25 protein-coding genes and 1 riboswitch are annotated in these 23,124 nt (G+C 34.8%); of the genes, 8 read left to right on the forward strand and 17 right to left on the reverse strand.

Annotation, left to right across the window (positions count from 1 at the left end):
• Window positions 1-38 precede the first annotated feature (38 nt).
• From DYE31_RS10765 to norA, 4 genes are all read right to left on the reverse strand, one after another.
• The gene (locus DYE31_RS10765; protein ID WP_015899602.1) at window positions 39-398 is read right to left on the reverse strand and encodes a hypothetical protein; all 360 of its coding nucleotides are present in this window, start codon (window positions 396-398) and stop codon (window positions 39-41) included.
• Between the two features lie 297 nt (window positions 399-695).
• A complete protein-coding gene (locus DYE31_RS10770; protein ID WP_015899601.1) occupies window positions 696-1,649 on the reverse strand; it encodes a lactate/malate family dehydrogenase in 954 nt (317 codons plus the stop codon).
• A 21-nt stretch (window positions 1,650-1,670) separates the two neighbouring features.
• Window positions 1,671-2,489: a MetQ/NlpA family ABC transporter substrate-binding protein gene (locus tag DYE31_RS10775; RefSeq protein WP_015899600.1), complete on the reverse strand. Its 819-nt coding sequence runs from the start codon at window positions 2,487-2,489 to the stop codon at window positions 1,671-1,673.
• Window positions 2,490-2,592: 103 nt separating this feature from the next.
• A riboswitch (SAM riboswitch) is annotated at window positions 2,593-2,699 on the reverse strand.
• A 124-nt stretch (window positions 2,700-2,823) separates the two neighbouring features.
• On the reverse strand, window positions 2,824-3,990 hold the full coding sequence (norA, locus tag DYE31_RS10780; protein ID WP_015899599.1) for a multidrug efflux MFS transporter NorA: 1,167 nt from the start codon (window positions 3,988-3,990) through the stop codon (window positions 2,824-2,826).
• A 309-nt stretch (window positions 3,991-4,299) separates the two neighbouring features.
• On the opposite strand from norA, the gene DYE31_RS10785 reads away from it, so the two are divergent.
• Complete coding sequence (locus DYE31_RS10785; RefSeq protein ID WP_015899598.1) at window positions 4,300-4,917, forward strand: DUF1361 domain-containing protein; 618 nt, start codon at window positions 4,300-4,302, stop codon at window positions 4,915-4,917.
• Window positions 4,914-5,189: a hypothetical protein gene (locus tag DYE31_RS10790; RefSeq protein WP_041612939.1), complete on the forward strand. Its 276-nt coding sequence runs from the start codon at window positions 4,914-4,916 to the stop codon at window positions 5,187-5,189. Before DYE31_RS10785 ends, DYE31_RS10790 begins: the two co-directional genes overlap by 4 nt.
• An 85-nt stretch (window positions 5,190-5,274) precedes the next feature.
• Here the strand turns inward: DYE31_RS10790 and DYE31_RS10795 are convergent, their stop codons facing one another.
• The 6 genes from DYE31_RS10795 to DYE31_RS10820 form a co-directional block, all read right to left on the reverse strand.
• Window positions 5,275-6,813, reverse strand: a complete 1,539-nt coding sequence (locus DYE31_RS10795) for an SLC13 family permease (protein WP_015899597.1) — start codon at window positions 6,811-6,813, stop codon at window positions 5,275-5,277.
• A gap of 288 nt (window positions 6,814-7,101) precedes the next feature.
• Window positions 7,102-8,037: a malate dehydrogenase gene (gene mdh, locus DYE31_RS10800; protein ID WP_015899596.1), complete on the reverse strand. Its 936-nt coding sequence runs from the start codon at window positions 8,035-8,037 to the stop codon at window positions 7,102-7,104.
• Window positions 8,038-8,208: 171 nt separating this feature from the next.
• Window positions 8,209-8,823, reverse strand: a complete 615-nt coding sequence (locus tag DYE31_RS10805; protein ID WP_041612938.1) for a DedA family protein — start codon at window positions 8,821-8,823, stop codon at window positions 8,209-8,211.
• A gap of 82 nt (window positions 8,824-8,905) precedes the next feature.
• Window positions 8,906-9,196 (reverse strand): hypothetical protein, encoded by a 291-nt coding sequence (locus tag DYE31_RS10810; RefSeq protein ID WP_015899594.1) that lies wholly within the window; start codon window positions 9,194-9,196, stop codon window positions 8,906-8,908.
• Window positions 9,197-9,226: 30 nt separating this feature from the next.
• Complete coding sequence (locus DYE31_RS10815) at window positions 9,227-10,135, reverse strand: aldo/keto reductase (RefSeq protein ID WP_015899593.1); 909 nt, start codon at window positions 10,133-10,135, stop codon at window positions 9,227-9,229.
• A 188-nt stretch (window positions 10,136-10,323) separates the two neighbouring features.
• Window positions 10,324-11,253 carry a CobW family GTP-binding protein gene (locus DYE31_RS10820; RefSeq protein WP_015899592.1) on the reverse strand — a complete coding sequence of 310 codons (930 nt, stop codon included), beginning with the start codon at window positions 11,251-11,253 and terminating at the stop codon, window positions 10,324-10,326.
• A gap of 249 nt (window positions 11,254-11,502) precedes the next feature.
• Here DYE31_RS10820 and mgrA point away from each other — a divergent pair, with 249 nt between their 5' ends.
• The gene (gene mgrA, locus DYE31_RS10825; protein WP_053464252.1) at window positions 11,503-11,943 is read left to right on the forward strand and encodes a global transcriptional regulator MgrA; all 441 of its coding nucleotides are present in this window, start codon (window positions 11,503-11,505) and stop codon (window positions 11,941-11,943) included.
• A gap of 144 nt (window positions 11,944-12,087) precedes the next feature.
• Here the strand turns inward: mgrA and DYE31_RS10830 are convergent, their stop codons facing one another.
• Window positions 12,088-13,773 (reverse strand): amino acid ABC transporter ATP-binding/permease protein, encoded by a 1,686-nt coding sequence (locus DYE31_RS10830; protein WP_015899590.1) that lies wholly within the window; start codon window positions 13,771-13,773, stop codon window positions 12,088-12,090.
• Entirely contained in the window at window positions 13,770-15,410 is a 1,641-nt protein-coding gene (locus DYE31_RS10835) for an ABC transporter ATP-binding protein/permease (RefSeq protein WP_015899589.1), read from the reverse strand. The genes DYE31_RS10830 and DYE31_RS10835 overlap by 4 nt, the downstream gene beginning before the upstream one ends.
• Window positions 15,411-15,857: 447 nt before the next feature.
• Between DYE31_RS10835 and DYE31_RS10840 the strand changes: the two genes are divergently transcribed.
• The 4 genes from DYE31_RS10840 to DYE31_RS10855 all read left to right on the forward strand — a co-directional run bounded on the left by DYE31_RS10840 (window position 15,858) and on the right by DYE31_RS10855 (window position 18,672).
• Complete coding sequence (locus DYE31_RS10840; protein ID WP_015899588.1) at window positions 15,858-16,748, forward strand: undecaprenyl-diphosphate phosphatase; 891 nt, start codon at window positions 15,858-15,860, stop codon at window positions 16,746-16,748.
• A 179-nt stretch (window positions 16,749-16,927) separates the two neighbouring features.
• Window positions 16,928-17,629, forward strand: a complete 702-nt coding sequence (locus tag DYE31_RS10845; protein WP_015899587.1) for a hypothetical protein — start codon at window positions 16,928-16,930, stop codon at window positions 17,627-17,629.
• Window positions 17,630-18,082 carry a YaiI/YqxD family protein gene (locus DYE31_RS10850; RefSeq protein ID WP_041612937.1) on the forward strand — a complete coding sequence of 151 codons (453 nt, stop codon included), beginning with the start codon at window positions 17,630-17,632 and terminating at the stop codon, window positions 18,080-18,082.
• 17 nt (window positions 18,083-18,099) lie between these two features.
• Window positions 18,100-18,672, forward strand: a complete 573-nt coding sequence (locus tag DYE31_RS10855) for an LOG family protein (RefSeq protein ID WP_015899585.1) — start codon at window positions 18,100-18,102, stop codon at window positions 18,670-18,672.
• A gap of 106 nt (window positions 18,673-18,778) precedes the next feature.
• On the opposite strand, the gene DYE31_RS10860 is transcribed toward DYE31_RS10855, so the two are convergent.
• The 3 genes from DYE31_RS10860 to DYE31_RS10870 form a co-directional block, all read right to left on the reverse strand.
• Window positions 18,779-19,324, reverse strand: a complete 546-nt coding sequence (locus DYE31_RS10860) for a GNAT family N-acetyltransferase (protein ID WP_015899584.1) — start codon at window positions 19,322-19,324, stop codon at window positions 18,779-18,781.
• Between the two features lie 227 nt (window positions 19,325-19,551).
• The gene (locus tag DYE31_RS10865; protein ID WP_015899583.1) at window positions 19,552-19,863 is read right to left on the reverse strand and encodes a hypothetical protein; all 312 of its coding nucleotides are present in this window, start codon (window positions 19,861-19,863) and stop codon (window positions 19,552-19,554) included.
• A gap of 74 nt (window positions 19,864-19,937) precedes the next feature.
• Window positions 19,938-20,381, reverse strand: a complete 444-nt coding sequence (locus DYE31_RS10870; RefSeq protein WP_015899582.1) for an SA0632 family lipoprotein — start codon at window positions 20,379-20,381, stop codon at window positions 19,938-19,940.
• A 187-nt stretch (window positions 20,382-20,568) separates the two neighbouring features.
• Here DYE31_RS10870 and DYE31_RS10875 point away from each other — a divergent pair, with 187 nt between their 5' ends.
• Window positions 20,569-21,255 carry a DUF1129 family protein gene (locus tag DYE31_RS10875; protein ID WP_015899581.1) on the forward strand — a complete coding sequence of 229 codons (687 nt, stop codon included), beginning with the start codon at window positions 20,569-20,571 and terminating at the stop codon, window positions 21,253-21,255.
• A gap of 127 nt (window positions 21,256-21,382) precedes the next feature.
• Here the strand turns inward: DYE31_RS10875 and DYE31_RS10880 are convergent, their stop codons facing one another.
• Window positions 21,383-21,868 carry a DUF456 domain-containing protein gene (locus DYE31_RS10880; protein WP_015899580.1) on the reverse strand — a complete coding sequence of 162 codons (486 nt, stop codon included), beginning with the start codon at window positions 21,866-21,868 and terminating at the stop codon, window positions 21,383-21,385.
• A 15-nt stretch (window positions 21,869-21,883) separates the two neighbouring features.
• Window positions 21,884-23,080 carry a sugar efflux transporter gene (locus tag DYE31_RS10885; protein WP_015899579.1) on the reverse strand — a complete coding sequence of 399 codons (1,197 nt, stop codon included), beginning with the start codon at window positions 23,078-23,080 and terminating at the stop codon, window positions 21,884-21,886.
• Window positions 23,081-23,124 lie beyond the last annotated feature (44 nt).

The following is a 23,124-nucleotide window of genomic DNA, read 5'->3' on the forward strand; positions in this document are numbered from 1 at the left end:
AAAAAACAAGGCGCCTGACATTATGTAAACATTCGCACTTAGCGAAGTCTTGTGTCCTGGGCACCTTGTGACGTAAGGTCTTCCAATAAATAGTGACTCATTTTCAAGTTGACAGATGTAAGTGAGATTACAAATGTCTTGTCTGCATTTTGTTTTTCAGTATGTTGCTTACTTTCTGATTGTGTCTGATGACTGATGTCATTTCCAGCAACCGCACTATAAGTCGGCGGTGCTCCATTATCTTTTGTATCATTTGAAGAAACTTGTTCCCCCTGCATAAATGTTGATACGCTGTTTTGGAACTTAGCAAGTTCAGATTCATTAGATACTAAGACAAGTAGAAAAACCAGACAACAAGTCAGAATCCCAACATAAATCCATAAAATTACTGTTTTCATTCTACTTCCCTCATAGTTCTATCATTGTGTTTACAATATTAACACAGAAATTATGCCAAATCTTTATGTAGTATGCTATTTAAACCAAATGTAATATACGTAATAAATGTAACACAAAAGATACTTTTGAAAAGGTGACACTCCTTTTTTATGTAACTGTTTTCATCGTTGATGTTTAAGCTTTTTTCTCAAAATAAAATACGTACTTCACCATTATTAAAGTAAAGTACGTATTTCTTGATTCATTTTTAATTCAGTTATGTTACAAACTTTCAACAAAGCTTATAAGTTTGTTGTTTAAGATATGTTTTCAATCTCTTTATGTGCCTGTGCTACAGCTTCTGTAATGAATATATGCGCATCTTTAAGTTGTTGGAGTTCATCAGAATTAAGAGAAATCGGCAGGCGTTTTACAATACCGTTTCTATCTATTAAAGATAACAAGCTGAGTGCTCCTCCAGTCAATTCATATTCTCCATTCACAGAAGCACTGACGGGTTCGATAGGATGTTCATCCAATAAAATGGCTTGTGCCAACTGTACAGCTGATCTGGAAATTGCTGAATTTGTCCAACCTTTCTTCTTGAATACTTCAAAAGCGACTTCATCGATTCGTTTGGAAACTGCTTTTTTATCAATTGGTGTACTTCCTGTTAATGTTTCAAATTCAGGAAGCTCAATACCAGCAATACGCACTCGACTCCAAATCGGCACTGCATGCGAACCGTGTTCACCTAATACAAATGCTTCAACATTTTTTGGATCAACTTGATAATGATCTGCAATCAAAGTACGAAAACGCGAGGATTCTAAATTAGTACCCGTTCCAATGACTTTATGTGCTGGGTAACCCGCTTCTTGCGCAATCAACGTCATAGCATCTACTGGATTTGAAATCAAAATAGCGACCGCTTCTTGGGTAACCTCAGATAATTTTTGAAAAACTGAATGCACGATTAAACTATTAGCACGTGTCAACAACGTTCGATCTGCCATCTCTGGTGTAGAAGGTGCGCTCGCCGATACGATTACGATATCAGCATCTGATAAATCTTGATACGTCCCGCTATAAATATTGACATGATGTGTATGCCCAAGGCCTTGCAAATGGCGATGATCAAGTGCTTCACCTTTCGCCAAGTCTTCATTTGTGTCTATCAGGACAATTTCTGAAAAGATTCCTAAATATTGTGCATCCGTTAATACTTGGCTTCCTACACGTCCTGTCCCGATAATTCCTAATTTTGTCATTTGATTACCTCCAGTTGTCAGTTATTTTGCTTCATATGGAACAACATCTTTTCCATATTTTTTCTCAATGAAGTGCTTCATATCTTTAGATTGCAAAACTTTAATTAATTCTTGGAATTTCTTATCGTTTTTATGCCCTTCTTTTACCGCAAGGATATTCGCAAATGGTGATGATTTATCTTCCATCACAATCGCATCTTTAGAAGGTTTCAAACCATTGTCCATTGCATAGTTGGAATTCATAATCACAGCTGCACCTTCTCCGCTTTTATACGTTTTAGGTAAGAATTCTGCACCTTGCTGATTATTGAATTTCAGATGCTTTTTATTTTCTACAATGTCATCAAATTTAGCATCTTCAATTTTGACACCTTTTTTAATTTTCACTAACCCTTCATTAACAAAGAAAGATAAGAAACGACCTTCTTCAGCTGGGTTGTTTGAAACATAAATTGTAGAACCTTCAGGGATATCTTTAATATTTTTATATTTTTTACTATATACGCCCATTGGTGTCGTAAAGACTTTGCCTACTTCTTCAATTTTGTATCCATGAGACTTTTTCTCTGCATTTAAATAAGGTACGTGCTGGAATAAGTTAGCATCTACATCGCCTTTATCCAACAATTTATTAGGCACTTTATAATCATTGACGACTTTGATTTCTAAGTCGTACCCTTTTTTCTTCATTTCTTCTTTCGCATGTTCTAATACTTCACCGTGAGGCGCTGGCGAGGCTGCTACAGTAATTTTCTTATTCTCTGCACTTTTACTTTGACCGCAAGCTGCAAGTGCGAATGCGATGACTACTAAAGTTAATACGCTTATTAATTTTTTCATGTCAATGGACACCATCCTATGTAAGAGTTCTCCAAATTAATCAAATCTTACATCACGATGAAAAAAGACTTCCCCCTTTAAAAGAGAAAGTCTTAATTACTTTCTCTCATCTTCATAAGCTTCTTTTGCTTAATGTGAATTAGCACCTTTTCGTTATACGATGGTTGCTGGGCTTCGTCGGGCACATCCCTCCGCCGCTCTGGATAAGAGTTTGATTAATTGAATTATTTTTATCCTATCATTATCAATTAATACCGTCAATTAGATTTTTAATTTTTCTGAAAAATAACAACAGATAATAAGGCTGAAACATTTAATGTTTCACACCTTATATTCAACCTTCTTGAGTTTGTTTTTTACTTCTAATTGTTTTCTCAACAAATATAATAAATATTCCTAATAACATGACAGCAATCGACATATACAACGGAAATTCAAAATCAAAATCATACAAGACACCCGCAACTAAAGGACCAATAAAGTTACCCATACTGGTAAAAGTCGAGTTCAATCCACCCGCTAAACCTTGGCGATCTCCTGCAATATTTGAAAAATAGTTGGTAACTGCTGGACGAATCATGTCAAAACCAATAAATACGATAAAGCTGATAAGCATTATTGACCAATAGCTATGCGCAATAATTAAAAAGAATAAGACTAAAGCCGAATAAAATAATGCAAATTGAATGAATGTCAACTCTTTAAAGTATTTCATAAATTTATCAAATAAAAAGATTTGGAAAACTGCACCTAAAATACCGCCGCCTGTAATTGAAATTGAAATATCCTTAGGCGTATAGTGCGCTTTATCTGCTGTATAAAGCGGGAATAATGTTTCAAAAGCTGAAAGACCAAAAGCTAATACAAAAGTAATGATCACTGGCGTAATAAAAGCCTTAATATTAATTTTGGCTAATTCTTGCGGCTCTATTTGAGTAAAACCATCTGTTGTTTGACGTTTCGCGCCATGTATAAAGAAAATAGAACAGATGAAAGCTGCAATACCTAAAGTTCCTGCGAAATAGAATGGTAAGCGATGTGAAAACTCTGCCATAAATCCGCCAAGTCCAGGACCTAATATAAATCCAGAGTTGATTATGGCCGACATATATCCAAAGTTTTTCGCTTTATCTTTAGCAGGAGAAATATCTGCAATCATCCCTGTAACACCCGGCATTACCATACCTGCACTGAAACCGCCGATAATTCTTGAAATAATTAATAAAGTATAACTGCTGCTCATCGCAAAAATAAACTCAGAAACTGAGAAAAGAACGAGGCCAATACAAATAATTAATTTTTTACCTAATTTATCTGCTAAGTTACCGCCAAATGGTGAAATAACCATCTGCGCCAATGCAAAGGCCGCAACAAGAATTCCTAAATCACTTCCATTTAAACCAAGATCTTTTAAGTATACCGGTAATACAGGTACAACTAATCCAATCCCTAAGAAAACAAGAAATATATTAAAATATAATGTGATTAATTGCTTACTCATGATGTCCTCCTTTATTGCTTATTTGCACCTAAATTTTTATGACTACCCATTATACACCATGGACTGCCTAACGCTCAATAGATACATTTTATAGCAATATTGCAATTCTTATTATTATTCCCTAAATGAAAACACAAAATTCATCCCTTTTATATCACAATTTAGTTAGGATGCTATTGCCCTTTTAAATTGATATCACGTTCAAAACTCTGTAACATAAACAAATAAGTCTGACTGATTTAAACAAAAATACGATTGATATAAATTAAAATTATCATTACGAGAGAAGAAAGAAAGAAGGCATCAATTATGCAATCACGTTATATTGCTAGAATACTCTTTGTGCTATTACTATTATTAACTTTACCTTTAAATCATTTCTATAATTTTATGGCACTTAATCTCTTTTTAGCATATATACCTTTTGAATTAGTACTACTACTTCCATTATTTGTACCTAAAAGAAAATTTGAATGGCCATTATTTATTGTCTTCGCTGTAATCTTTATATTAATACTTCCAAATACATTCTATATGGTTACAGATCTCATTCATCTCAATCAATTTGGTTTCGATATTTATCATGGTGCACGTCCAACGGAATGGATGTATTTTACATTCTTAGTGTCAGGCGTCTTGTTTGCACTTTATTTATATGCACTTATCAATATGAAACTACTGCATTTAACAGATAAACCTGTGTTTAATTACCTCATTGTAATTATCTTGGTTTTCACAAATAGTTTAGGCATATTCATGGGCCGGTTTTTACGCTTGCACACAGTCTATTTAGTCAACCAACCTTTTTCCATCTTCCGTGATGTGATGACTTTGCTTGATTCTAGAGGTGTATTCTTTATCTTTTTGATGACAGTACTTCAATTTCTATTCTTGATTTTAATTAAAGGAGTGCGAATGGTAAAATGACAGTCTACCTAGGAATATTTTTAGCCATTATCGTTTTATTCCAAATGATAATTGGTCATCTTATCCGTAAAATCGGGTTTTCATATCCAGTCAGTATTGGGCTTATGTTCTTACCACTTGGAATCGGGTTATTTTTACTACAAATAACTTATTATGAACAGCACTATCCGAATTGGGAGGTTCCAATTGGTGCCAAACTACGATTAAAATATATGTATTTACTGACTTTCTTTGAATATATAGCATTATATGTATGTTTTTTTGTTTTTTAAACAAAGCAGCGCACAGACAGTTAACAAAACTGATCTGTGCGCTTATTTTTTATTAAAAAGTAAGTTTTTATTGTCTTATTTGATTTTAAATAAGTCCCAACCATTTCCAATATGTCATACTGAAAATGATTATAAGAATATAACCTACGATAGTTAATGGAACACCTGATTTCAAGAAGTCTTTAACAGTAAATGTACCTGTACCATATGCAAGCATATTTTGTGGTGCACTTACTGGTAATAAGAATCCGAAACTAATAACGAATTGTTGAATAAGGACAAATCCGATACTTTGATCGCCTAGATGCAAAGTTGTAGTTAAAGAAATAAACACTGGAATCAAAGCTGACGATAAACTTGTTGCACTCGCAAATCCTAAGTGAATAAGGATATTGAATAATGTAATGAGTGCAATAGTAGCTACTAATGGCATATGTTGCAAGCCCATCAAGCCAAATGTTTTATCACTCAACCATTGAGCGCCGCCAGTATTCAACAACACGTTACCAAGTGAAATACCAATACCAAAGACAATAATTGTTCCCCATGGAATTTTATCTTCTACTTCTTTCCAATTCATCACACCAATTTTCGGCATCAACATAACAGCCATGGCTACAAGTGTAATTGAAGAAGAATCAATAGGATGCAATATTTTTTCTGTTGACCAGAAGAATAATAACAATACAGAAATTGCTATTAAACGCCACTCACGCGCCGAGATTGGACCAAGTTTGTCTAGTTCTTGACGGATAAGTTGTTTACCTCCTTCGATCTCTTTATGTTCTGGAGGCATTACTTTCATCATAATGAAATATAATGCAATTGACATAAGTACAGACCAAGGTGCTGCATATAAAAACCATTGTCCCCAAGAAATATCTTGTCCAAAACTTTGGTTGATAAAGTTGATTGCTACTATATTTTGAGCAGCTGCTGTTTTGATACCTACATTCCAAATAGAAACTGCTTGAACTGCTGTAATAATTAATAAACCAGCTAATTTACTTTCTTTCGAAGCTTTGAATGCTGCAATCATACCTAATAGAATCGGTACAACTGCCCCAGCACGTGCTGTTGCTGATGGTACAAAGAAAGCAAGTACAATAGATACCAAAATAGCACCGATTACAATACGATTTGTTTTATTACCCACAATAGATAAAACAAGTAATGCGAGACGTTTGTGCAGATTTGTCACTTGCATTGCTGCTGCTAAGAATAAAGCTGCTGCTACAAGTACTACAGCCGGCGTTGCAAAACCACTAAACGCTAATTTTAAAGCATTAGAAGTCCCAAACATATCACTGCCATGCAATACTGCACCATTTGCTTTTGGATTACCTAATTTTTCAGCAAGATTTTGTACGGGACTGAACCCAAGCAGCAAAATCATTAGGGCGGCAATCATTGTAGATGATACCGGATAAGATACCGCTTCAGTCACCCACATAATAACTGCAAAAGCGAGAATTGCCAATGATACTTTAGCCATCACTGGTACACTGCTGCCTGTCGGTATCAACATGATAGCGATAAGTACAACGAAACTAATCACAATCCACAGCGGTTTTACTTTCTTATTTTTCTTTTCTTTTTGAGAAGTATCTTCCTTACTAGCCATATTACGTTCGTCCCTTAAAGCATACTGTCCATTCTTTGAATGAAACAGTTGTATCTAGTGTTTTACAAAAGAGCAAATTTCATATTATTACAATTTCATGCTGCTGTTTACTTCTTTAGCAACACACCTTTTTCAACTTTATTATAGCAATAATGCGCTTTCACAGACGTATTTCTCAAAAATTTGTTAAAAAATTCACATTTTATTCAAAAATGACTCTGCATCTTTCAAATGAAAAATAAAAAGTGAGCTTTTATATAAGCCCACTTAAATCACTTCATATCATAATTATTTATTTTTCAAAGCTGATTTAACATCCTCAACCGCATCAGCTGAATCGCGCAGTTGTTGTTCATCATCTGATAATTCAATTTCAACCACTTTTTCAACACCGTTAGCCCCTAAAATAGTTGGCACACCTAAGCAAATATCTTTAAATCCATATTCACCGTCTAAATAAGTGATAGCTGGCACTAGACGTCTTTCGTCATTTAAAATCGCTGCAGCCATTTCATAAATCGCCGCGGCTGGCGCGTAATATGCTGAACCATTTCCTAACAGCCCAACAATTTCTGCACCGCCTTTACGTGTACGTTCAACGATTGCATCAATTTTATCTTGAGCCAACAGTTCTCTTAGTGGTACGCCTCCGACCATTGTTGTGCTTAGTAACGGTACCATTGTATCTCCATGTCCGCCAAGTACTAATCCTGTTACATCTGTTTGGGCTACATTCAACGCTTCTGATACAAATGTACGATAACGTGCTGTGTCTAAGATGCCTGATTGTCCAAGCACACGTTCTTTCGGAAAGCCTGACAATTTATATACTGCATATGTCATAGCATCTACTGGATTGGTTAAAACGATAATTTTACTTTCTGGTGCATATTTTTTTATACCTTCAGTCACTTGAGCCATTACGTTCTCATTAATTTGAATCAAATCATCACGGCTCATACCAGGTTTACGTGCTGCCCCTGCTGTAATTACAACAATATCTGCACCTGCAATATCTTGATAATCAGAAGTACCCAAAACATTTCCGTTAAATCCTAAAATCGGACCGCTTTCTTTAATATCCAGTGCCTTACCACGTGCTGGTTTTTCATTTTTAGGAATTTCTAGCAATACTACATCTGCTAATGCACGTTCTGCAATAATAAAAGCTAGTGTGGATCCTGTGTGACCTGCTCCGATAATCGCAATTTTATTTTTAGCCATCTTTTCTTCCCCCTTTAATATGTAACACGATATGTATCTCTTTCAATTCAAGCATAGCAAATAAAAGAAAACGCTTCCACTAATTTTAAGATTTTGCTGAATGAATAATCAAGTCTGCTTTTTCCTTAATAAAAAAGAAAGACTTGAACCCATTAACAGTGTTCAAGTCCCTTACTTACTATCTGATTTTTTACGTCGCCACCATTTCCAAATTAAGAAAATCACAGCAATAATTAAGATAATGATGAAAAACTTAGAATAAAAATCGATATATTGTAAAACAGAATGCCAATGACTGCCTACTGCTTTTCCAAGATAAATCATAACGCCATTCCAAATTAAAGCACCTGCTGCACTATAAGAAACAAAAGTCCAAAATGGCATATGTGTCATTCCAGCTGGTAAAGAAATTAAGCAACGCAGCACTGGTATAAAGCGACAAAAGAATACAGTCCAATGTCCATATTTATCAAACCAATGTACTGTTCGATCAATATCTGCTTCTTTTATATAAACATACTTCCCATACTTTTCAGTTAAACGATAAATACGTTTTTTACCAATCCAATCTCCTAAACCATATAATAAAATTGCTCCTACTACTGAACCTGCTGTAGCCGAAAGCACAACACCGATAAATGATAATTTATGTTCACCAGCCAAAAATCCTCCGAAAGTCAAAACAATTTCAGAAGGAATCGGCGGAAATAAATTCTCTAAAAAAATGAGCAATGCAACACCCAAATAACCAAATTGTTCCATCACATGAGTTAACCATTGATTCAAAAACTTCACCTCAATCCTCTAATATGAAAATTACACCTAAGCAATGCTACTCAGGTGTAAGTCCTCTTTGTATTCCTACTAATTAATTATAACGTGCAGAAAAATGTGCAGTCGCTGAAATACCGAAAATCAAACCAACGAATATTGTTAATATCAACAATAAAATCATAGTACGATGATAATGTTTGATAAATGCGACAAACAACAAGACTGCATTATAAATTAAGAAAATGCCGAAAAGAGTAAGCACAACAGTCGGTTGTGCAAAAATTGTTGTAAATATAAATACGATAATAGCAAAAATAATATATGGCAGCACGACAAAGTTGCGTTCGAATTTTATACGTTGACGTGCTTTTTCATCTGGATTCATATCTTCTTTCTCCTTCAAACTTAAATATATTTAGGGAATATCTTGGCCTAATACTGCAACATAAATATCAAACCACTCTTGGTCACTTAATTCTACTTCTAAGCCTTTAACTGCATCTTGCATATGTTCAATCTGACCCGTGCCCATTATCGGCATAATCGTTGCTGGATGTTTAGCAAGCCATGCAGTTATAACTGAAGTCGGTGCGACATTATTTTTAAAAGCAATTGGACTGATAATCGACATTACACTTTTCGCTTTGTCATCATTCAAATTCAATAGTTTTCCACCTGCAAGTGGACTCCAACCCATAATTTTGACACCTTCTTGGTACATATGATCAATTGTACCATCGTACATCGGTTCAGCATGATATGGTGACACTTGAAGCTGATTAACTGCAATATGCAATTTATGAGATTTAATATCAGAATTTAATAAGTCATACTGAGTATTAGAAAAGTTAGAAACACCGAATGATTTGATTTTCCCTTGCTCAACAAGAGTATCTAAAGCAGCCCTTACCTCATCAGGGTTCATTAAAGGAGAAGGTCGATGTAAGAGTAACGTATCTAAATAATCTGTACCTAAAGATTTTAAAGAACGGTCTACGGCACCTACAATATGTGATTTGCTTAAATCATAACGATGTCCATCAAATAATTCTAAGCGATCTGTCGGCAATATAATGCCGCATTTGGAAATCAATTGGATTTTATCACGTAATTCAGGTGAGAGTGCTAAGGCTTTTCCGAATAAGGCTTCACAAGAATAATCACCATAAATATCCGCATGATCCATTGTGGTTACTCCTAATTCTACAAGTTCATGGATAAATCGATTCAATTCTTGAGTCGATTTTTGCCAATCTTTGGTTCTCCAAAATCCTTGTATAACCCGTGAATAGTCCACATTATGATTGATTTGTACTCTTTCCATTTCACCGTCCCCTTTCTCACATTTAATTTTACAGCAAATGAGTTAAATCGCTTGCTATATTTACTTAGGAAGTTCACTATAATAAAGTAGATTATCAACATAAACATATAGTTTGTTGATTATCGTTGTTCTATTTCTTACAAAACGTTGTATCTATTATAGTTTCACTTATACTTACCCGTCAATTTTCAAGTGAATTGCAGCGCATCTAATTGATTTCGCAAACGCTCTTTATCAAGATTTTCACCAATCAATACAACAGTGTTGGTGTTGTTTCCTTGAATAGGTTCATAGTCAGGCATACCATATGCAAATTGAAATAAATAGGTTGTTTCAGGTGTGTCTCTAAAACGAACATATCCTTTCAAACGATATATATTTTCTGGCAAACGTAAAATAAATTGGTAGAACATTTGTCTATCAATAGGTGCTGTAAAAGTATAAGCAAGAGAACTAATACCATGATGATGCAGGTGAGAGTGAGAATGTGGTTTGTCGGATGAATCCTTTTGTTTTAAGTCAGTAAAATCCACTTGACCATATGTTGCCGGCAGTAAAATCCCATGTGGATTCAATGCTTTCAACTGTAATTTTACTTCATTTTGTTCTTCATCATTGATTAAATCAATTTTGTTCACAATAATGTCATGACTTACTTCGATTTGTTCTTCCATCAATTGTTGTGTGGAATCAGAGTATTCATGACGTTGTAAAAATCTCGGTGCATCCACAAGTCCAATGACTTGCGGCGGATTTACATGATTAGCTAAAACAGGATCAAAACAAGCTTCAATGAGTTGAAGTGGATGAGCAATACCTGTGGCTTCAATAATGACATGTTGCGCTTGATTTTGATTGATTATGACAGAAAGTTGTGCAACTAAAGCCTGTGATAAATCGCAGCAAACACAACCGTTCTGCAAGGAAATGGTTTGAATAACTGGCTTTAAAATTTGACTATCTACATCAAAATCGCCAAATTCATTCATGATGACTGCAATTTTCTCATCTCTTTTTAATAATTCCTCAGTATAATGTTTGAGGAAAGACGTTTTACCACTACCTAGAAAACCTGTTACAATATAAATAGATAATTTACTGTTATTATTTCTTTCCATTTTTAACACTCATTTCTAAAGTTCTTAAAAGCACAATGAATAATGGATGTATTATATTATGATACAACTTGATTTAATGCAAGGTATCTTTTAAAATTTATACATGGTTTAATTTTAACATGGCTTGTAAGCAATAGACAAAATAGCATTTTCGTGCTATTATCTTTGTCCTTGCTCAATTATTCAACTAAGACGGAACAAATTCCGAACACAGAAAAATACGGATAAGAATGTCTGGAGGAGAACTCAATGTCTGAACAACTTAATTTAGGCGGGCGCCTATGCTTTAGTTTGTACAATGCTCAAAGACAAGTAAATCGCTACTACTCTAATAAAGTATTTAAAAAGTACAAACTAACTTACCCGCAATTTTTAGTATTAACAATTCTATGGGAAGACTCACCTGTAAATGTTAAGAAAGTCGTAACTGAACTAGCTCTTGATACTGGTACGGTTTCACCTCTTTTAAAAAGAATGGAACAAGTTGATCTTATTAAAAGAGAACGTTCTGAAGTGGATCAACGCGAAGTATTTATTCATTTAACTGAAAAAAGTGAAGCAATTAAACCTGAACTTGGTCAAGCTTGCAATCAATTAGCTGATATCTCAGGATTATCTGAAAATGAAGAAAAAGAATTAAATCGTTTGCTTGATAAATTAATCGATTCACTCGCTAAAGAAAATGCATAAATTTTAAACCATTAAAATTAAAGTGCTTATTTTATAAATATCACTTTTAAAATAGAGCTTGAGCGTAGGAAAGACAAATTCTGAATTAGGATTTGTCTTTTTTTGTTGCAAAAAAAGAACTTTCCAAACGGAAAGTTCTTACAACTATTCATTTAAGGTCACCATATCATAAAGATATCCTTTTTGTTGCATTAATTGTTGATAATTATCTATTTCTACAAGTTCTCCTTCAATCATTACTGCAATACGATCAAATTTCGGAAGTAACTCTAAATCATGTGTCGCAACGATTAACGTTTCACTTTGTTCAAAAATACGTTGCATCATGCCTTCAGAATTATCCCAATCAAGCGAACGTGTAGGTTCGTCTAATAACCAAATAGGTGCTTCTTTTAAGAATAATCGCGCTAAACATAAACGTTGCAGTTCTCCACCAGATAATCCTACACCTGTCAATGTAATTTCATAATCCAGTGCCACATGCTCTAAACCTAATTCATCTAAAACTTGACGCATTTTATTATCATCGGCATCAGACAATAAATTTTCTCTGACGGTGCCATCAAATAATTGTTGGTGCTGCAACATCACATTAAAGCTCTCAGCTTTTTCTGCTTCTGTTAGCTCAAAAATAGTACGTCCGTTTAATAATGCAGCACCTGTTTCAGTTTGATACAAGCCGGCAATAACTTGCATCAATGTACTTTTACCAGAGCCAGAAGGACCGATAATTGCTAAACGTTCACCTTTTTTCACATGCAAATTTATCTGTTTTAAAACATTTCCTATTTGATTCCAATATTTAAAATCAACATTTTCAACATCTATTAACTCATGCTCGCTATTAAAATTATTATTCTGACCACTTTGTGGATATCGTGATGGATCTGGAACATCATTTAAAACTTCACTGATGTTTATTATCGCTTGGTCAGTATCTGCTTTGAAATAAGCTACATTGCTCATTGGTACGGCTTGTTCGAATAATGTTAATAACATTAATACAATACTAGTAAGATAAATGACATCCATATTACCATTTTGTACTTGAATTATTCCTAGCCATACACATAAGAATAATGAAATCATGGATACTGCATCTAATGCAAAATCATATAGCGTTAAAAATCGTTGTTCGCTTCGTTGACGTTTGCTGTAACCAAATAAGCGTTGCATTAGATCTTTACGATAACTTTCCACTTGATGGAAACGTTGCAGCTCTCCATAACCTTCTTTATAGTCAAAATATTGACTTAGAAATTGACTTTCATCCTCAGCGACACGTTCACTTAATACCCGAGCACGTTTGGCACTTAACCATGGCAATATCCCTAAAGAAATTGTCATACTTAAAAACAATAAAAGCGTATGTGCAAATGAGAATTCCCAAAGCGCCACTACTGTAATCAAAGCAGTGATTCCGATTACCACAGGCGGATAATATACGCGAAGATAAATATTTTGCAAAGCTTCCACACTAGAAACCATGCGTGAAATTAAATCACTTGATTTAAATTTCCGATAAATATCAGGCACTACTTGTGTCAGACCTGAGAAAAATTGAACACGTATATCTCTTAACATCGTAAAAGTTGTCCGATGTGAAAACAAACGTTCAAAGTAACGAGCAAGTGCCCGGATAAATCCGAACATTTTCACAAGCACCACAAGTATAATCAATGCCACAAGCGGTGCATTTTGAGCAGCTTGAGAAATCATCAAACCACTTAAAAAGAACATCCCAATAGCAACAAGTGCACCAATAACACCTACAATAATCGCAAATATCAAGTCTTTATCTAATTTAAATTGTATTGGTCGTTTCTTCATGCTTTCTCACGTCCTTTACGCATCCCGATTGAAATATCCTGGTCATCAGTTTCAATCCGACCTTGTTTCATATAAATTCTGCGATCAGCAGCGCGAATTGTACTTTGACGGTGCGCAATCATGATAACTGTCCGTGTATCAAAATATTCTTTTAATGCTGTTTGAATAATACGTTCAGTCCAAACATCAAGCCCTGTTGCTGGTTCATCAAACACAACAACTTCCGGACGGTCTAAGAGAACACGTGATAATTCAATACGTCTCATTTGTCCGCCAGACAACATTTCTCCACCTTCTCCGATAGCTGTATCCAAACCGTCTGGCAGAGATTTAATTTTATCCGTTAGACCAACCGCTTCAATTACTTTCATAACCTCAGCGTCCGGTACTTCTTTAAACATTGTCACATTCTCACGAATGCTTGCATTAAAGATATAAGGTTGTTGACTTAAAACACCTAACTTTAAATCTTCCTTATTAAAAGTGACGATACCCTTTGAGGGTTGGCGTATTTGCAAAATTAATTGCGAAAGTGTCGTCTTTCCTGCCCCGCTTGGTCCAACCAAAGCAATATGATCACCTTTATCGATATCTAATGTAACACCATCTACTGCAAGACGTTCAGTATTAGGATAATGATAAGATACTTGGTCTAAATGAATTTGAGCAGCTTGAGATGTATCGACTGAATAGCGTGTCGTTTCATCATGATTGGAGTCTACATCTAACATATCAAAAACAACATCTGCTGCACCTTCACTTTGTTTACCAGTATGGAACGCTTGTCCTAAATCTTTAATCGAGTTATAAAATTCAGGTGCTAAGATAATCGCAATAGCTGCAGTTTGAAAGTTGATGTTATGAAATAGTACTAGTCCTAGTCCTGCTTCAAGAGCTACTAAACCAATACCGAGCAAACTGATAAACTCTAGCATTAATCCCGATAAAAATGCACTGCGCAAAATTTTCATTGTTTTATCACGGAATTTCGTGCTTTCTTGGTAAATCGTTGCCTCAGCTTGTTTTGAACGGTTAAAAAGCTTCAAAGTAATTAAACCTTGTGCTAAATTCAAAAAACGTTGACTGAATTGCGTTAAATAAGTCATTTGATCTTTTGACTCATCACGCGTTTTTAATCCGAAAAGAATATAAAAAACAGGAATAAAGGGTGCTGTAACCATCATAATCAGTGCCGTATTCAAATGAATAAAACACATCGCAATGATAATGAAAAGCGGAATCATAACTGCCTTAAAAACTTGCGGCAAGTAGTCTTGATAAAACGGTGCGATTCCGTCAATGCTTTCAGTGATAACACTCATTTGTTCACCAATTGGCTGATCAGCATTTTGTGTAACTGCACGTTTTCGTAAATTTGTTTTCACTTTATAAGCGAGTTGTGTCCCTAGCAATTGATTAGACATATTGAGTACGGCACGTAAAATAAGGATGGCCAGTAAAATTCCCAGAATTGCTGTTAACGAAATACTACTATGCGCTTTCGTCAGCATGATATCTAATACTTTCGCGATTGTGACATTTTGAACTACAACAACGATAGCGAGCATCGCACATACAATCGCCATCAAAATAGGATATGATATGTACTTTTGAATATAACGCGTTAAATTCTTCATTTAAATTCACCTTGTATTTTTTTATCAGGTTCAAAATACACAACAAAGGCGGAACACGTATGTGTTATATGCATACTTGTTCCACCCACTGTGTTTTTAAATCTTAATTTTAGAAGTTCAGGACATTAATAGCTGTCCTTTTTTGTGTCAAAAATGTCTTACCTTCAACTTAAAACAAGTGTTGTATAATTTCAATTTATTCGACTTGAAAAAGCTGAAAATAATAAGTTGTTCCCCCTTTATATTTCCCGGAAAATATCTTTACTTAAATAACACGAAATCAACACATTAAATTTACTCATATACATCTTAGGACCTATCTTTTCACATTATTCTATTATTAGTAGCACAACTATTTTTTATTATGCTATCATAAAAGTTGTTTCAACATGTGCTTACATAATAAATTGGAATTTGAATATCATTTAGAAATAAGGAAGGTACGCTATGTTATTGTTAGAATTATTAAAAGCGTTGATTCTAGGAATTGTTGAAGGATTGACGGAATTTGCGCCAGTATCTTCTACAGGTCATATGATCTTAGTGGATGATATGTGGCTGAAATCTCCTGAATTTCTGGGCTCACAATCAGCGTTTACGTTTAAAATTGTTATACAGTTAGGTTCCGTGTTTGCAGCCGCATGGGTATTTAGAAAACGTTATTTCGAAATGTTGTACATAGGAAAATATCAACCTGCCGCTACAGAAACTGAATCAGCTGATGGTAAAATCGGCAAACGTGTTAAGCCGAAACGCTTAACTTTATGGCATGTACTTGTGGGTATGATTCCTGCTGGTATTTTAGGGTTGCTTTTTGATGACGTTATTGAAAAATACTTATTTAGTGTACCAACAGTAATGATTGGATTATTACTAGGTGCATTTTACATGATTTTCGCTCAAAAATTTAGCGAGCGCTATGCACATCGTGAAAATATCGACCAAATTACATTCTTCCAAGCTTTTGTTATTGGTTTATCACAAGCTGTAGCAATGTGGCCTGGATTCAGCCGTTCTGGTTCGACTATTTCAACAGGTGTATTAATGAAAATGAATTATAAAGCCGCTTCAGACTTTACATTCATTATGGCGGTTCCGATTATGCTTGCCGCAAGTCTTTTATCATTAGTCAAACATATCGGGTATATTCATTTAAGTCATATTCCATTTTACATCATTGGATTCTTAGCAGCGTTTATATTCGGATTACTTTCAATCCGTCTATTCCTAAACTTGATTAATCGTATTAAATTGATACCATTTGCGATTTATCGAATTATTTTAGTTATCTTCATCGCAATCCTTTACTTCGGTTTCGGTATTGGAAAAGGAATCTAAGATTAAAGTATCTCTAAGACGTCGATTTATTTCGACGTCTTTTATTTTTATACTAAACCATCCAAAGAGGAATATCCGCCTAGTTTAAAGTCTAAAACGATATACTGAGTATATCGTTTAATGCAAATAATGACAGGGTATTAAAGAGTTATACACTAACAACAAATGGAGGCACTACAATGGAGAAGAAGAGATTAATCAGAACTTTAATTACAGTTTTACCAGTTATTCTTGTACCTTTAATCGTAGAACGTAAACGTATCAAGGATCACCCTGATGTACAGAAGGTCAATGATAAGACTGCAGATTTGAGACACAATGTATCTGACAAGACATCTCAACTAGCTAGCGGTATATCTAATAAATCTTCTCAAGCTGCATCTGCGGTTTCAAATAAATCTTCTGAATTTGCTCAATATGTAGGCGATAAAAAAGAAGAGCTTGAAGAAAAACGCCAAGCTAAAAAAGAGGCAAAAGAAAATGACCCAGAGCGCATCAAAACAAAAGGCGAAAAATTAGAAAAGAAAAACCGCAAAGAAGCTGAAAAAATGGCGAAAAAGTTGGATAAAAACTTAGAAAAACGCCGTAAAGAAGAAGAAAAAGACGATGAAAAAACACGTAAACGTCTCGTCAAAGAAATGAAAGATGCACAAAAATATCAAGAAAAAGTAGGTCTTGTTCCTGGCGATGCTTCTGACAAGCAAGTTGCCAACAAAGGTGAAGAACTTGAACAAGAAAATAAAGATGAAGCCTATGATATGAACCGTATCTTGGAAGATCGCATCGAACAGCGTCTCAAAAAAGAAGAAGAAGCACGACGCGCTAACCAAGAGGAACGCATCAAAGAAATCCAAAAATATGAAAAGAAACCGAATCTATAAATGACTCGGGTAATGATTGATGGTGATGCTTGTCCTGTTACAGATTCAGTAATTCGACTGACTGAAGGGACAGGCATTTTTGTTGTGTTAGTAAGAAGTTATTCGCATTTCTCGATGCAAGATTACCCCTCTCATGTAACAGTGAAGTATGTAGATGACGGTCCGGATATGGTTGATTATAAAATCGTACAGTTGACAGGTCCCTCAGATATTGTGATTACACAAGATTATGGTTTAGCAAGTTTGCTCATTGGAAAAGCACGTATGGTGATGCACCATAACGGAATGGTATATACTGAAAATAACATGGGACGCTTGTTAGAACAGCGGTATCAACATGCACAAGCACGCCAACAAGGTAAACATCATAAAGGTCCTCGTCGCTTCACTGAAGAAGCTCGTACAAAATTCGAACAAAAATTTCAGTATGTCATTGACGAAATTACTTCGTAAATATGGAGATGGTAGGAATGAGTTTAAAAAGAATTGCTGTATATTGCGGCGCAAGCAAGGGTAAAGACCCTGTTTATATGGAACGTGGTTATGAACTTGGAAAATACATGGCAGAACATGGTTATGAATTAGTATTCGGAGCAGGTTCTGTAGGTATTATGGGCGCGATTCAAAATGGGGTTCTAGATCATGGAGGTTCAGCAATCGGTGTCATGCCGCGCAGTTTAGATGATAAAGAAATTACAAGTCAACGTCTCACTGAACTCGTATTGGTGGATTCATTGCATGGTCGTAAAGCAAAAATGTCAGAACTTGCTGATGCTTTCATTCTTGCTCCTGGCGGTGCAGGATCATTAGAAGAATTTTTCGAAACATATAGTTGGGCTCAAATCGGTATTCATGATAAACCTATGGCAGTTTTTAATATCAACAATTTCTTTATACCGCTTCAAACTATGCTTGATGAAATGATTGATGCAGGTTTTATCGATGCTAAATATCGCGCATTAGCACCATTATATGATGATTTAGAAGCTTTATTTGAGAGCCTGGAAAATTATGAATCGGTAGGTACACGAAGCTACGACTGATTCAAATTAAATATCTAAACAGTTTTAATATAATGAATTCCTTGTTTTAAAATTATAACCTATCATGCTAAAAGAGGAAGCACTCCTATCAAAGGTTGCTTCCTCTTTATTCATTCAATCGCTTATGATACCGCACTTGCGGTCGTAATGGATGAATTTCAGATACTGCAGGTAATTCAAATGTATCCATTAACGTCATACCGATTTTTTCCATCACACGTCTTGAAGCAGCATTGGATTCAGCAGCGATACTAAATACATCTTTCAATCCCTTTTCAGTCGCATAACCTAAAACCGCTTTTGCGCCTTCAGTCGCGATTCCGTTATCCCATACTTCTGGAATCAGCCGCCAGCCAATTTCATAAAAAGGCAGTTCTGGAAAATTATATTGACTATTTGCCGGAATGTAGTTAAGACCTACAAAACCTATCCATTCCCCGCTTTCTTTTAGTTCAACTGCAAATAAACCGATGCCATCTTGTTCAAGATTCTTTTTCATCGCTTGCATGTCTAGTTCAGAACGACGATAACTCAATATACTCGGGAAAAAGCGACGCACTTGTCTATTGGCATTCATTTTTTGAAATGGCAATAAATCTTTTTCTTCCCAATCTCTTAATTTTAATCGTTCTGTTTCTATATATACGCTCATTGATTCCACCTCGTACACCAAATAAATCTCAAATCCTATACGTCAATTCCTATAGAAAAAAGCACTGAAAGTAAAGTCAATTTTTAAAAATTATTATTAACCACCTTACTTGCTAGCGCCTTAATTTCTTTTTCTTATTCGATTGTCGGCACTGACTTTCAGATTAACTCTGAAATCTTTCTGCTCATTTCAACTACGCTTTGATTACCCTTTCAGCTGTATAATAATTAAGCTTGCGGTAATTCTGAACGTGTAATGTAAGTAATTAACTGAATCGTAACTTGTACATCATTCAGACGCTCACGTTCACTCTTTAATGCTGCGAATGTCACATCCACAAAATCACCAAGGTGATTGAGTTTATATGTAGCTTGGAATGTATCTGTATCAGACTCAAAATTAGGTTTCTGAGCAACGATACGTTTAATTTGCCCTGTAGGTTGTTCTAATTGATATCCTGAAATTTTTTCAATTGCTTCGCTGACTTGTTTTAAAGTCATTTTCTTACCTTCTAATTCATGAAATTCCGCTTCGTACATAGTATCGACTCCTTTTAATTTTTCCGCATTTTCTATTATATATTTCTTACCCTTGTGAGTTTCATACAAAACTATTAGGGAGTATTGCCGTTCTTCTTATCCGCTGCTGTTCCGCTTGTCTTATCTTTTGTTGTAGTTGAAGCTGCCGGCTTGTCTTTTGTTTGTTTATCTTTTGTTTGCTTATCTTTTGCTGTTTGATTTTGACCTGATGCATTTTCAGGTTTGTTTTTGGTATCTTCTGAAGTTGATTTTTTCTTGTCTTCTTCCTTACTCTTTGCATCTGATTTTTGTTTGACGCTTTCAGAAGCCACTTTTTCATTCACTTCATTTTGAAGTTTATCTACGCGTTCTTGCGTATCTTTTTTCTGTTTTTTAAGTTTATCTTTAGTAGCTTTTAACGATTTATTTTCTTTTTGTAATTTATCGATATCTTTTTGAAGCGCTGCTTTTTCATCATTTTTACCACAAGCACCCAAAATCAATGTAGATGCTAACAGCAACATCACTATTTTCTTCATGATTTTACTCCTTTAAAAATAAAAACTAAATCACTTCTATTTTACCATTTTTCTAGATTCGGTTCATCGTTAAAAAACAAAGTATGCACAAAGTTATTTAATTAGACGAACTTCAATTGATTTCCATGCGCAACTTAGTCATAATATTCCTTGATTGTAAATTTAAAAATAAAGGAGGGCGGAATGTATGGCAAAATCCACTGAGCAATTAATGAGAGAGAATAACGTTAAATCATTGCAATTAAATAATACAGACCGAGAAATTTTTGAAAATTACATGACTTATATCCGTGCAGATTTACGCGTTAACCCACATGATTCTGAACTTATGTTGAATCGTATTTTGAAACATTTATTAAAAGCTGAAAATAAAGGGATGTTAGCAATGGATTTCTTCGACCACAACCCGAAAGCACATGCGATTCGAACGATAAAAGAATTGAAAAACGAAATGGTCCAGAACATTTTTAAATACATATGGCATCACATTCTGTTCTTACTCGGTATCTTTTGTTTTTTCAAAGGTTTCATTGGATTTTTCATCGGTGAAAAACCGTTATATTTATATACATTTCCAATCATTTTGTTAGCAGGATTATTTATCATTTTCTTGTTTGTCTGGTGGGCATTTAAAACTGTGCAAATACAAGCCTTTAATCATTCAAATTGGGTTTGGTTACTTACTTACGCAATTATTTTTGCAATCATAGCATTGCTCTTTTATGTCGTATATATTCCGCAATCTTTCCTAGCTTTCGGTCCGCATATCAAAATTGCAAATTGGACATTTATTATCGTTTCATTCATCATTACACCAATTGCATTTTATGTTGATCATCACTATGTAAAAAAAGATTCAAGCACTTATTTATAAAAAGAAAAAACATAGCGTCTATGCTGATTTACCAGAACTACATTTACGCATAACAAAACTCCCGCTTGAGTTGCACAAAAAGTGTCTGCTCTAGCGGGAGTTTATTAACTTAATTTTTGTTATCTACTTAAAAAAGAATATCTAAAAAGAACCACAATACCATAATAACCATCACAATCGCTTGAGCTGCTGTGCTTGCCAAGAAACCTACTACTGAACCGAAACTGGCTTTCAAAGCAATAGTCGGATCTTTTCTCATTATCAATTCAACAATAAACACGGCTACTAGCGGCACAATGATAATTCCAAACGGCGGAAAGATAAAACAACCTGCAATCACACCGATTAACGCAGTAAGTTCACCTGCTTTTGAACCTCCGAATCGACGTGTGAAATATTGACTCATCATTAAATCTGCCGCAAACACAAGGATAGTTAAAATAATCATTGATACAAAGAAAATCCAAGATAAACGCCCGTTGTGGAAACCAATTTGATAAATTAAGAAACCAATCCACATCATTGGCATTGAAGGAATAATTGGTTTAATCAAACCAACAAACGCGACGACAAAACATGCAATAATACATATCCATAAAATAGTAGCTACCATTAATCATTCAACCTCTTATTCTATAAATTTCTGTTCTTTTGTAAAGAAAATTAATATCATACCTAAGACTAAAGATGCAGCTGATACATAAAATACATTCCCTAATCCCACAAATTGACTCATAACACCACCAAGTAAATTTCCTAAAAGCTGGCCAATAACCATTGCATTTGCAAAAAGCGTCGATGCATAACCAGGAAACGCAGGCAATATGTCTTGGAAATAACTGATGCCGATACCTAATAAAATGGCTAAGAACATCGCTAAGAAAATCTGTCCTACTAACATCATACGGACATCATCAAATACACCGATACTGAAGAAGAATAGCGCACCAGAAATGGCGCCTAATATTAAGAGTGTACGTGTCTCTAATTTAGAAGATAAAACACCTAAAATAATCATAAACGGCACTTCTAACCCTGCACATAAACTCGCTAAATACCCTACATAGTCTTCACTTTCATGTAAATAGCTCGTTACAAAGAGTGGCATGTTCAATGTATACATCCATTGTCCAATATGCAATAAGATAAATGCTAAAAAAGGTATGATTAAAGATTTTTCTCTCAACATACTTGGGGCTTTTGTTTCCACATGAGGTCCTTCTTCAATCGGATGTTCAACTTTGACATCCTTGAAAAAGAAAATTTGAAGAATCAATGTGATAAGAATAACCGCTACAGTACCGCCGAATAATCCGGCATATCCCATTGTTCTATTAAGCAACGATCCAATTAAAGGTCCGAATAAAAAACCGAAAGAAAACATGGAACGTAAAACAGTGTTTGCAAATTTCGCACGATTACGTGAAGAAGATTGATTAATCGCTTCTCTTGCTGATGCATAAAGCTGCGGCATTGCAGGTGCAAATAGTCCTTGTAACACAGCATATAAAACGATAAACAGCCAAATATTATGGACATAAAAGTAAATACTGAAGCTCATGGCACCCATAAATAACGCGATAATAACCAGCAATTTACGGTTGACCTTTCCATTATCAGAAAAACGTGCAACAATTGCATTCACAGAAAATTGGCTGATTGCAGCAAGCGCCAGCAATATACCAAATTGTGTGGTTGTCATACCTAATTCGTTTGTAGCAAACAAGACGAGGAATGGAATCGTAATTGCGATTGCCATACCTAAGAGCATCATGTTAACTGCAAACAATCTGTAGTTCTTAATTTGCAGTAAAGCTCGAAACATACTTTAACCTCACTCAACATATTTAAATATTTGATTCTATACTA

This window comes from Staphylococcus carnosus (genome assembly GCF_900458435.1).
GTDB classification, from domain to species: Bacteria; Bacillota; Bacilli; order Staphylococcales; family Staphylococcaceae; genus Staphylococcus; species Staphylococcus carnosus.

Coding starts and splice junctions, on each gene's coding strand:
- norA (WP_015899599.1), bottom strand. CDS start 3,990: ATGAGTAAGCAATTAATCACATTATATTTTAATATATTTCTTGTTTTC.
- DYE31_RS10860 (WP_015899584.1), bottom strand. CDS start 19,324: ATGAGCGTATATATAGAAACAGAACGATTAAAATTAAGAGATTGGGAA.
- DYE31_RS10815 (WP_015899593.1), bottom strand. CDS start 10,135: ATGGAAAGAGTACAAATCAATCATAATGTGGACTATTCACGGGTTATA.
- DYE31_RS10820 (WP_015899592.1), bottom strand. CDS start 11,253: ATGGAAAGAAATAATAACAGTAAATTATCTATTTATATTGTAACAGGT.
- DYE31_RS10775 (WP_015899600.1), bottom strand. CDS start 2,489: ATGAAAAAATTAATAAGCGTATTAACTTTAGTAGTCATCGCATTCGCA.
- DYE31_RS10845 (WP_015899587.1), top strand. CDS start 16,928: ATGGAGAAGAAGAGATTAATCAGAACTTTAATTACAGTTTTACCAGTT.
- DYE31_RS10855 (WP_015899585.1), top strand. CDS start 18,100: ATGAGTTTAAAAAGAATTGCTGTATATTGCGGCGCAAGCAAGGGTAAA.
- DYE31_RS10875 (WP_015899581.1), top strand. CDS start 20,569: ATGGCAAAATCCACTGAGCAATTAATGAGAGAGAATAACGTTAAATCA.
- DYE31_RS10830 (WP_015899590.1), bottom strand. CDS start 13,773: ATGAAGAAACGACCAATACAATTTAAATTAGATAAAGACTTGATATTT.
- DYE31_RS10765 (WP_015899602.1), bottom strand. CDS start 398: ATGAAAACAGTAATTTTATGGATTTATGTTGGGATTCTGACTTGTTGT.
- mdh (WP_015899596.1), bottom strand. CDS start 8,037: ATGGCTAAAAATAAAATTGCGATTATCGGAGCAGGTCACACAGGATCC.
- DYE31_RS10835 (WP_015899589.1), bottom strand. CDS start 15,410: ATGAAGAATTTAACGCGTTATATTCAAAAGTACATATCATATCCTATT.
- DYE31_RS10885 (WP_015899579.1), bottom strand. CDS start 23,080: ATGTTTCGAGCTTTACTGCAAATTAAGAACTACAGATTGTTTGCAGTT.
- DYE31_RS10865 (WP_015899583.1), bottom strand. CDS start 19,863: ATGTACGAAGCGGAATTTCATGAATTAGAAGGTAAGAAAATGACTTTA.
- DYE31_RS10880 (WP_015899580.1), bottom strand. CDS start 21,868: ATGGTAGCTACTATTTTATGGATATGTATTATTGCATGTTTTGTCGTC.
- DYE31_RS10770 (WP_015899601.1), bottom strand. CDS start 1,649: ATGACAAAATTAGGAATTATCGGGACAGGACGTGTAGGAAGCCAAGTA.
- DYE31_RS10840 (WP_015899588.1), top strand. CDS start 15,858: ATGTTATTGTTAGAATTATTAAAAGCGTTGATTCTAGGAATTGTTGAA.
- DYE31_RS10870 (WP_015899582.1), bottom strand. CDS start 20,381: ATGAAGAAAATAGTGATGTTGCTGTTAGCATCTACATTGATTTTGGGT.
- DYE31_RS10850 (WP_041612937.1), top strand. CDS start 17,630: ATGACTCGGGTAATGATTGATGGTGATGCTTGTCCTGTTACAGATTCA.
- DYE31_RS10810 (WP_015899594.1), bottom strand. CDS start 9,196: ATGAATCCAGATGAAAAAGCACGTCAACGTATAAAATTCGAACGCAAC.
- mgrA (WP_053464252.1), top strand. CDS start 11,503: ATGTCTGAACAACTTAATTTAGGCGGGCGCCTATGCTTTAGTTTGTAC.
- DYE31_RS10785 (WP_015899598.1), top strand. CDS start 4,300: ATGCAATCACGTTATATTGCTAGAATACTCTTTGTGCTATTACTATTA.
- DYE31_RS10795 (WP_015899597.1), bottom strand. CDS start 6,813: ATGGCTAGTAAGGAAGATACTTCTCAAAAAGAAAAGAAAAATAAGAAA.
- DYE31_RS10790 (WP_041612939.1), top strand. CDS start 4,914: ATGACAGTCTACCTAGGAATATTTTTAGCCATTATCGTTTTATTCCAA.